This is a genomic window from Cupriavidus sp. R6-3 (assembly GCF_059772245.1).
The window spans coordinates 1-8,848 of record NZ_JCBAJO010000195.1; the positions used below are offsets into that span (position 1 = coordinate 1).

Consider the following 8,848-nt stretch of genomic DNA (forward strand, 5'->3'; position numbering starts at 1 on the left):
GGCGCGAGTTGGGCGCGAGTTGGGCGCGAGTTGGGCGCCAGTTGGGCGCGAGTTGGGCGCGAGTTGGGCGCGGGTTCGGCCGGCTGCGGCTTCGGCTTCCGCTTCAGCGCGCCGGCTCGGCCAGCAGCGTCTCGATGTCGGCCTCGATATCCTCGGGCTTCGTGGTCGGCGCATAGCGCTTGTACACCGTGCCGTCGCGGCGCAGCAGGAACTTGGTGAAGTTCCACTTGATCGCCTCGATGCCGAGCAGGCCGGGCTTCTGCCCGGTCAGCCAGCGATACAGCGGATGCGCGTTGGCGCCGTTGACGTCGATCTTGGCGAACATCGGAAAGCTGACCTGGAAGCGCGTTTCGCAGAACTGGCCGATCTGCTGCGCATCGCCGGGCTCCTGCTTGCCGAACTGGTTGCACGGGAAGCCGAGTACCGCGAAACCGCGCCCGGCATGGCGCTCGTGCAGCCGCTGCAGGCCGGCGTACTGCGGCGTGAAGCCGCATTCGCTGGCGGTATTGACAATCAGCAGCACCTTGCCCTCGAACTGCGATAGCGAAACCGGCTGGCCGGCCAGCGATTCGGCGCTGAACTGGTAGACGTTGTCCATGGCGTGTTCCTGTCGGCGAATGGGTTGGGAGCAAACACTATAATGGCCTACCCCTTGTTGCCAACCGTTTCTTTCGATGTTTGCCGAACCATGTCGGTCATAGCCGCGAATCTCCAAACCGTGCGGCGGCGCCTTGCCGCCGCCGAACTCGAGGCGGGCCGATCGGCCGGCGAGGTGTCGCTGCTGGCGGTGTCCAAGACCTTCCCGCCCGGCGCGGTACGCACGGCCTTCGAGGCAGGCCAGCGCGCCTTCGGCGAGAACTATGTGCAGGAAGGCCTGGACAAGATCGCCGCGCTGGCATCGCTGCGCGAGCAGCTGTCGTGGCACTTCATCGGTCCCCTGCAAAGCAACAAGACGCGCGCGGTGGCCGAGCACTTCGACTGGGTGCATTCGGTCGACCGGCTGCGCATCGCCGAGCGGCTCTCGGCGCAGCGCCCCGCCTCGATGGGACCGCTGCAGGTCTGCATCCAGGTCAATATCAGCGGCGAGGCCAGCAAGAGCGGCGTCGCGCCGGCCGACGTGCTGGCCCTCGCGCGCGCCATCGCGCCGCTGCCCAATCTGCATCTGCGGGGGCTGATGGCCATTCCCGAGCCGGCGGACGATATCGCGGCGCAGCGCCGCCCCTTCGCCGCGCTGCGCGCGCTGCTGGCCACGTTGCGCGAGGACGGCCTGGCGGTCGACACGCTGTCGATGGGCATGTCCGGCGACCTCGAGGCGGCGGTGGCCGAAGGCGCGACGATCGTGCGGGTCGGCACCGCGATCTTCGGCGCCCGTCCGCGGCCGGCCGAAAGCGGCATGAACCCGGCCGGCGCGCCGTGATGCGGCCCTGATGCGGCCCTGACGCTGCCCGGGCTGGCGCGAACCGTCCCGGGACCGGCTGCCGACGTTCCGATTTCCCGATTCCCCGATTCCCCGATTCCCGACTCACAGCGAGACCCACCCATGCTCACCACTCTGACCTTCGGCTTCGTCGGCGGCGGCAACCTCGCCACCGCCCTGATCGGCGGCCTGATCGCGCGCGGCGTGCCGCCTTCGTCGATCCGCGTCGCCGACCCCTACGCGCCGGCGCGCGAACGGCTGGCGCGCGAGCAGCGCGTGCATACCGTCGAGACGCCCGACGTCGAACTGGCCGGCAGCGACGTGATCGTGATGGCGACCAAGCCGCAGCAGTTCCGCGAGGCGGCCGAGCAGCTGCTGCCGCATCTGCGCACCGCCGGCAGCCGCGGCCTGGTGGTCAGCGTGGCCGCCGGCATCCGCCTGCAGGACATCCAGCGCTGGCTGGGCGGCCATGCGCGCGTGGTGCGCTCGATGCCCAATACGCCGGCGCTGGCCGGCAAGGGCATGACGGGGCTGAGCGCGCCGGCCGCCCTGTCGGCCGAGGATCGCGCCGTCGCCACCGCACTCGCCGAAGCGGTCGGCCAATGCCTGTGGCTGGACAACGATGCGCAGATGGACGCGGTCACCGCGGTCTCGGGCAGCGGCCCGGCCTATGTGTTCTACGTGATCGAGGCGATGGAGCGCGCCGCCACCGAGCTGGGCCTGAGCGCGGCGCAAGGCCGCCAGCTGGCGATCGAGACCTTCCGCGGCGCGGCCGCGCTGGCGGCGCAATCGAGCGAGCCGGTCGCGACGCTGCGCGAGCGGGTGACGTCCAAGGGCGGCACCACCTACGCGGCGCTGACGGTACTGGAGCAGTCGGGCGTGGGCGAGGCCTTCGTCAAGGCCGTGCACGCCGCGGCGGCGCGCGGCGCGGAAATGGGCGAGGAATTCGGCCGCGAGGGTTGAGGCGGGATTGCAGGACGGTCGTCCCCGCGCAGGCGGGGAGACCGCGACTTTCCGGCGCCGCTCGTTCCCGAGGTCGCTGGTCCCCTATGCGGGAACGACAGGACTACCGCAGCGCGTACGCCAGCGCGGTGCCGGCAAACACCCAGGCGCCCAGCCAGTTGTTGTGGCGGAACGCCGCGAAGCACTGCATGCGGTCGCGCCCGCGGATCAGCGTGTAGTGGTACACGGCGGTCGCCGCGGCCGCCGCCAGGCCGAGCCAGTACGGCCAACCCAGTCCGAGCATGCCACCGGCCAGCGCCATCAGCGCCAGGAAGCCGGCGTAGCAGATCATGATCGCCGCGACATCGAAGCGGCCGAAGGTGATGGCCGAAGTCTTCATGCCGATCAGCAGATCGTCGTCGCGATCGACCATCGCATACGCGGTGTCGTAGGCGACCGACCAGAACACATTGGCCAGCAGCATCAGCCAGGCCACCGGTGGCACCTGCTCCTGCACCGCGGCGAAGGCCATCGGGATACCGAAGCCGAACGCGATGCCCAGGTACGCCTGCGGAATCGCGAAGAAGCGCTTGAAGAAGGGATAGGTCGCCGCAACGATCACCGCCACCACCGACAGCCACTTGGTCAGCGCATTGAGCGGCAGGATCAGCAGGAAGGCCAGCACGGCCAGCGTGCCGGCCACCGCCAGCGCCTCCCAGGGCTGGATGCGCCCGGCTGTCAGCGGCCGCTCGCGGGTGCGCTTCACATGCTTGTCGAAGTCGCGGTCGGCCCAGTCGTTCATCGCGCAGCCGGCCGAGCGCATCAGGAACGTACCGACCACGAAGATCCAGAAGATGGGCCACGGCGGCGGCCCGCCGGCGGCCATCCACAGCGCCCACAAGGTCGGCCACAGCAGCAGCAGCGTGCCGATCGGCTTGTCGATGCGCACCAGGCGCGCGTACAGGGCGAGACGTTCGAACATCGGGGTCGGGTGGTGGGACGGGGACAGCGGCACGGGATTGGCGGAGGGATCGGGAGCGGCGAGGGATCGGAAGGACCGGCGAGGGACCGGGATGGAGCGGACGCGGATCGGATCAGGATCGGCATCGTGGCCCGGCGGTCGCGGGCAGATCGATCGGCCCTGGCGAGGCCCCTGCCACAACCTGGAACGATACGCCGCCGGCGCGGCGGCGGCGCATCGTCAGGACGCGAGCCCGCTCAGGCCAGCATCGAGCGCAGCATCCACGCGGTCTTCTCGTGCGTCTGCATGCGCTGGGTCAGCAGGTCGGCCGACGGCTCGTCGGCGGCGGCCTCGACCAGCGGGAAGATCGAGCGCGCGGTGCGCACCACGGCCTCCTGGCCCTCGACCAGCTTGCGGATCATCTCGGTGGCCTCGGGCACGCCCTCTTCCTCCTGGATCGACGACAGCCGCGCGTATTCCTTGTAGGTGCCCGGTGCCGGATAGCCCAACGCGCGGATGCGTTCCGCGATCGAGTCGACCGCCAGCGCCAGTTCGGTGTACTGCGTCTCGAACATCAGATGCAGCGTGTTGAACATCGGGCCGGTGACGTTCCAGTGGAAGTTGTGCGTCTTCAGATAAAGCGTGTAGGTGTCCGCCAGCAGCTTGGACAGGCCCTCGGCGATCTTCTTGCGGTCCTTGTCCGAAATCCCGATGTTCACGCTCATCTCGTTCTTCTTCGCCATGATCGATACGCTCCGTTCTGATGTGGCCACGACTAACTGCGGAAAAAAATGCGACAGGGGCCGCCAGCTCTGCGCCAGCGGCCCCGGCATCGCATTATGGCATCCGAACGGCGGCGCGGACAAACCCGCGCCTGCCGTTCGGGCGCCCTGCGCCGACCTTCAGCGTAGGGTCAGCGGACGTTCAGCGCCCGCTCCACCCCTTCCGCATAGGCAGGGTCGATCTTGCGGAAGTGCGCGAGCTGGACCTGCACGATGTCGGCCGGCACGCCCTGCATCGCCGCCGCGATATTGCCGAACAGGCGCTGGCGCTGGCCCTCGTCGAACAGCTGGAACAGCGCGCGCGGCTGGCTGTAGTAATCGTCGTCGTCCGCCCGGTGGTCGAAGCGGTCCGCCACCGCGCCCACCGCCAGCGGCGGCTCGACCGCGCGCTCGCCGGCGGCGAAGGCGCCCTGCCGGTTCGGCTCGTAGTTCAGCTTGCTGCCCTGGTTGCCGTCCACGCGCATCGCGCCGTCGCGGTGGAAGCTGTTGTGGAACGGGCATTTCGGCGCGTTGACCGGGATCTGGTGGTGATTGACGCCCAGCCGGTAGCGCTGCGTGTCCCCGTACGAGAACAGCCGGCCCTGCAGCATCCGGTCCGGCGAGAAGCCGATGCCGGGCACGATGTTGGACGGGTTCATCGCCACCTGCTCGACCTCGGCGAAATAGTTGTCCGGATTGCGGTTCAGCTCCAGCACGCCGACGTCGATCAGCGGGTAGTCGGCATGCGGCCACACCTTGGTCAGGTCGAACGGATTGATGCGATACGTCGCGGCGTCGGCCTCGGGCATGATCTGCACCTGCAGCTTCCAGCGCGGGAAATTGCCCTGCTCGATGTTCTCGTACAGGTCGCGCTGCGCGCTCTCGCGGTCGCCGGCGACCACTTTGGCCGCTTCCTCGTTGGTCCAGTTGGCGATGCCCTGCTGCGACTTGAAGTGGAACTTGACCCAGAAGCGCTCGCCCGCCGCGTTGATGAACGAGTACGTGTGCGAGCCGAAGCCGTGCATCTGCCGGTAGTTCTGCGGCAGGCCGCGGTCGCTCATCAGGATCGTGACCTGGTGCAGCGATTCCGGATGGCGCGACCAGAAGTCCCAGACCGCGATCGGGTCGCGCAGGTTGGTGCGCGGATTGCGCTTCTGCGTGTGGATGAAGTCGGGGAACTTGAGCGGATCGCGGACGAAGAACACCGGCGTGTTGTTGCCCACCACGTCCCAGTTGCCCTCGTCGGTATAGAACTTGACCGAGAAGCCGCGCACGTCGCGCTCGGCATCGGCGGCGCCGCGCTCGCCGGCCACCGTCGAGAAGCGCAGGAACAGCGGCGTCTGCTTGCCGACCTCGGCGAAGATCGAGGCCTTGGTGTACTGCGTGATGTCATGCGTCACGGTGAAGGTGCCGTGGGCACCCGAGCCCTTGGCATGCACCCGCCGCTCGGGAATGACCTCGCGATCGAAGTGCGCCAGCTTCTCCAGGAACCAGACGTCCTGCAGCAGCATCGGACCGCGCACGCCGGCGGTCAGCGAATTCTGGTTGTCGGCGACCGGCGCGCCGGCGGCGGTGGTGAGGGTGTCCTTGTCCTTGCTCATCGTGACCTCTGCTGGTGGGGATAGGGTGGTACGGAGTAACCGGGGAATACCGGAAATACGGAAATACCGGGATGCGCGAAACGGCTGCATCAACGACCGCGAGACTACGCGGCGTTTGCGATGCCGCCGTGACGCCGCCGCAGGCTGTCGCCCATCAATAGACGGTGGCGAAACAGGCCAGGCAGTCGGTCAGCTGACGGCGCAGGTCGCGCCAGACGGCGCCCGGGGCGGGCAACGGCAAGGGACGGTTGCGGTTCATGCTGACTCCTTTTGCGAGCGGTATCGTGCGTCGATGGAAGGAGTTTAACAATCACCTATTGGCGTAGGAATTTAATTATTTAAAACTATGATATAGCGTAAAGCTAACAGGCGGTTGGGAGGCGGGGGAGGCGGGAGAAGAAGGCCGAACGAGCGGCAGACGGCGAGGAAAAGGCGGCGGGGAAGCGAGCGAAAGGAGCCCGAAAGAGGCGGCTGCATCCGGCGGGTCCGAGGCGCAGCTTGGCGCCGGCCCCGCTCGGAGAAACGGTCTGGAGAGGGTCCGGAAAGCCTCAGGCCGCCTTGGCCAGCGCGTCCGGCGTCAGCTTCCGCACGCCCGGCAGTTCGCAGGCCGCCACCGCCGCGCACAGCGCTTCCATTGCCGGCAGCCGGGTGAAGCTCTTGCGCCAGGCGAGCACGACGCGGCGATCGGGCACCGGCTCGGCGAACGGCACGTAGGACAGCAGATCGTTGCCGGCGTGCATGTCGGGCACCGAGGTCCGCGGCAGCACGGTAATGCCGACACCGCTGGCCACCATATGGCGGATGGTCTCGAGCGAGGAGCCCTCGAAGGTCTTCTGGATGCCGTCGGCGGCCTGCGAGAAGCGCGACAGTTCCGGGCAGACGCCCAGCACATGGTCGCGGAAGCAGTGGCCGCTGCCCAGCAGCAGCATGGTTTGCTGCTTCAGTTCGTCGGGCGCGACGTTTTCCGCCTTTTCCAGCTGATGCCCGCGCGGCACCGCGACGACGAAGGGCTCGTCGTACAGCGGCCGCACCGTCAGGCCGGAGTCCGGGAACGGCTCGGCCATGATCGCGCAGTCGATCTCGCCCTGCTTGAGCAGTTCGATCAGCTTGACCGTGTAGTTCTCCTGCAGCATCAGCGGCATCTGCGGCACGGTGTGGATCATCTGCTTGACCAGCGCCGGCAGCAGGTACGGCCCGATCGTGTAGATCACGCCGACGCGCAGCGGCCCGGCCAGCGGGTCCTTGCCCTGCTTGGCGATCTCGCGGATCGCCATGGTCTGTTCCAGCACCCGCTGCGCCTGCGCGACGATCTGCTCGCCGACCGCGGTCACCGAGACCTCGGAGGTGCCGCGCTCGAAGATCTGCACGTTCAGCTCGTCTTCCAGCTTCTTGATCGCCACCGACAGCGTCGGCTGCGACACGAAGCAGGCCTCGGCGGCACGGCCGAAATGGCGCTCTCGCGCGACGGCAACGATGTACTTCAGTTCGGTCAGCGTCATGTCGTATCGGCTTGGGATTGTGGTGGAGCGGGCGATGTCGGGATGGTCCGAAAGGGGTGTCCCGGCGGGCTGGTGCAGCCGGCGAGACAGTCGGATCGCCGGTCGAATCGCCGCGAAAGCACGTGACAGAAGTGCTTCGCAAATTATCGCTTTTCAGAAGCGATAGATTTTACCTTCGAATCGAGGTTCTGTCAGAGCCGCGCGGCAAAGCGGCGTGCACTGCTCTTGGGCCACCGGCGCGGCGAAGGCGGACTTCCGAGCTTGCGGCCCGGGATTCTCGGCTCCCACGCCCTCACGCCCTCACGCCCTCACGCCCTCAGGCCCTCACGCCCCGACGCCCTCGCCCTTTCACGCCTTCACGCCTTCAAGTAATGCTCCCGCCCGCCCAGCCAGCGCGACAGATGCGCCTGCGCCGCTTCGGGGTAACGGCTCAGCAGCAGTTCCGCCGCCTGCTGCGCCGGCTCGACCAGCCAGGCGTCGGTTTCGAGATCGGCAAAGCGCAGCATCGCCTCGCCCGACTGGCGCGCCCCCAGGAACTCGCCCGGCCCGCGGATCTGCAGGTCGCGCCGGGCGATCTCGAAGCCGTCGGTCGTCTCGCGCATCGTCGCCAGCCGCTGCTTGGCCGTCGGCGACAGCGGGGCCTGGTACATCAGCAGGCAGACCGACTCGGCGCTGCCCCGGCCGACGCGGCCGCGCAGCTGATGCAGCTGCGCGAGGCCGAAGCGCTCGGCATGTTCGATCACCATCAGCGAGGCGTTCGGCACGTCGACGCCCACCTCGATCACCGTGGTGGCCACCAGTACCTGCAGCCGGTTGGCGGAAAAGGCGTCCATCACCGCGGCCTTCTCGGCCGGCGGCAGGCGCCCATGGACCAGCCCGACCTCCAGGTCCGGCAAGGCGGCGGCCAGCGTCTCGTAGGTTTCCTGCGCGGTCTGCAGCTGCAGCGCCTCGCTCTCCTCGATCAGCGGACAGACCCAGTAGACCTGCCGGCCCTGCGCGGCGGCGTGGTGCACGCGCTCGATCACCTCGTCGCGGCGCGCGTCGTTGACCAGCCGCGTGACCACCGGGCTGCGGCCGGGCGGCAACTCGTCGATCACCGACACGTCGAGGTCGGCGTAATAGGTCATCGCCAGCGTGCGCGGGATCGGCGTGGCCGACATCATCAGCTGGTGCGGCACGGTGGCGGGGTCGTCGGCATGTTGCGTGGACCCCGCACCCTCCTGCTCCGCCCCGTCGGCCTTGCCGCGCAGAGCCAGCCGCTGCGCCACGCCGAAGCGGTGCTGCTCGTCGACGACCGACAGGCCCAGCCTGGCGAACCGCACCGTGTCCTGGATCAACGCGTGCGTGCCGATCGCCAGCTGCGCCTGGCCGGATTCGACCCGTGCCACGGCGTCGCGCTTTTCGGTGCGCTTCAGGCTCCCGGCCAGCCATACCACCTCGACGCCCAGCGGCGCGAGCCAGCCCGACAGCTTGCGGTAATGCTGCTCGGCCAGGATCTCGGTCGGCGCCATCAGCGCGGCCTGGTAGCCGGCGTCGATCGCCTGGCAGGCGGCCAGTGCCGCGACGATGGTCTTGCCGCTGCCGACATCGCCCTGCAGCAGCCGGTGCATCGGGTGCGGCGCGCCCATGTCGGCGGCGATCTCCTTGACCACGCGCTGCTGCGCGCC

At 68.5% G+C, this 8,848-nt stretch carries 8 protein-coding genes; 2 read left to right on the forward strand and 6 right to left on the reverse strand.

All coding sequences use genetic code 11. The features are described 5' to 3' along the window. Positions 1 to 103: 103 nt before the first annotated feature. Entirely contained in the window at positions 104 to 598 is a 495-nt protein-coding gene (locus tag AC6EI8_RS20990; RefSeq protein WP_149316670.1) for a glutathione peroxidase, read from the reverse strand. Between the two features lie 90 nt (positions 599 to 688). On the opposite strand from AC6EI8_RS20990, the gene AC6EI8_RS20995 reads away from it, so the two are divergent. Both AC6EI8_RS20995 and proC read left to right on the forward strand, forming a co-directional pair. Then, a complete protein-coding gene (locus tag AC6EI8_RS20995; RefSeq protein WP_226107165.1) occupies positions 689 to 1,417 on the forward strand; it encodes a YggS family pyridoxal phosphate-dependent enzyme in 729 nt (242 codons plus the stop codon). Positions 1,418 to 1,540: 123 nt separating this feature from the next. Then, on the forward strand, positions 1,541 to 2,380 hold the full coding sequence (gene proC, locus AC6EI8_RS21000; protein WP_149316668.1) for a pyrroline-5-carboxylate reductase: 840 nt from the start codon (positions 1,541 to 1,543) through the stop codon (positions 2,378 to 2,380). 103 nt (positions 2,381 to 2,483) lie between these two features. Here the strand turns inward: proC and ubiA are convergent, their stop codons facing one another. The 5 genes from ubiA to AC6EI8_RS21025 all read right to left on the reverse strand — a co-directional run. Beyond that, on the reverse strand, positions 2,484 to 3,341 hold the full coding sequence (gene ubiA, locus AC6EI8_RS21005; protein ID WP_150083385.1) for a 4-hydroxybenzoate octaprenyltransferase: 858 nt from the start codon (positions 3,339 to 3,341) through the stop codon (positions 2,484 to 2,486). A gap of 236 nt (positions 3,342 to 3,577) precedes the next feature. Continuing rightward, positions 3,578 to 4,063, reverse strand: a complete 486-nt coding sequence (locus tag AC6EI8_RS21010; RefSeq protein ID WP_149316666.1) for a Dps family protein — start codon at positions 4,061 to 4,063, stop codon at positions 3,578 to 3,580. 170 nt (positions 4,064 to 4,233) lie between these two features. Next, positions 4,234 to 5,682 carry a catalase gene (locus AC6EI8_RS21015; protein ID WP_498382772.1) on the reverse strand — a complete coding sequence of 483 codons (1,449 nt, stop codon included), beginning with the start codon at positions 5,680 to 5,682 and terminating at the stop codon, positions 4,234 to 4,236. A 548-nt stretch (positions 5,683 to 6,230) separates the two neighbouring features. After that, positions 6,231 to 7,181 (reverse strand): LysR substrate-binding domain-containing protein, encoded by a 951-nt coding sequence (locus tag AC6EI8_RS21020; protein WP_149316664.1) that lies wholly within the window; start codon positions 7,179 to 7,181, stop codon positions 6,231 to 6,233. Between the two features lie 356 nt (positions 7,182 to 7,537). Then, positions 7,538 to 8,848, reverse strand: a 1,311-nt coding sequence (locus tag AC6EI8_RS21025) for an ATP-dependent DNA helicase RecG (protein ID WP_498382773.1), incomplete at its 5' end; no start/stop codon positions are given.

What these genes read in the sequence shown, in the direction of transcription:
- AC6EI8_RS21010 (WP_149316666.1), bottom strand. Translation starts at nt 4,063, where the DNA reads ATGGCGAAGAAGAACGAGATGAGCGTGAACATCGGGATTTCGGACAAG.
- ubiA (WP_150083385.1), bottom strand. Translation starts at nt 3,341, where the DNA reads ATGTTCGAACGTCTCGCCCTGTACGCGCGCCTGGTGCGCATCGACAAG.
- AC6EI8_RS21015 (WP_498382772.1), bottom strand. Translation starts at nt 5,682, where the DNA reads ATGAGCAAGGACAAGGACACCCTCACCACCGCCGCCGGCGCGCCGGTC.
- AC6EI8_RS21020 (WP_149316664.1), bottom strand. Translation starts at nt 7,181, where the DNA reads ATGACGCTGACCGAACTGAAGTACATCGTTGCCGTCGCGCGAGAGCGC.
- AC6EI8_RS20995 (WP_226107165.1), top strand. Translation starts at nt 689, where the DNA reads ATGTCGGTCATAGCCGCGAATCTCCAAACCGTGCGGCGGCGCCTTGCC.
- AC6EI8_RS20990 (WP_149316670.1), bottom strand. Translation starts at nt 598, where the DNA reads ATGGACAACGTCTACCAGTTCAGCGCCGAATCGCTGGCCGGCCAGCCG.
- proC (WP_149316668.1), top strand. Translation starts at nt 1,541, where the DNA reads ATGCTCACCACTCTGACCTTCGGCTTCGTCGGCGGCGGCAACCTCGCC.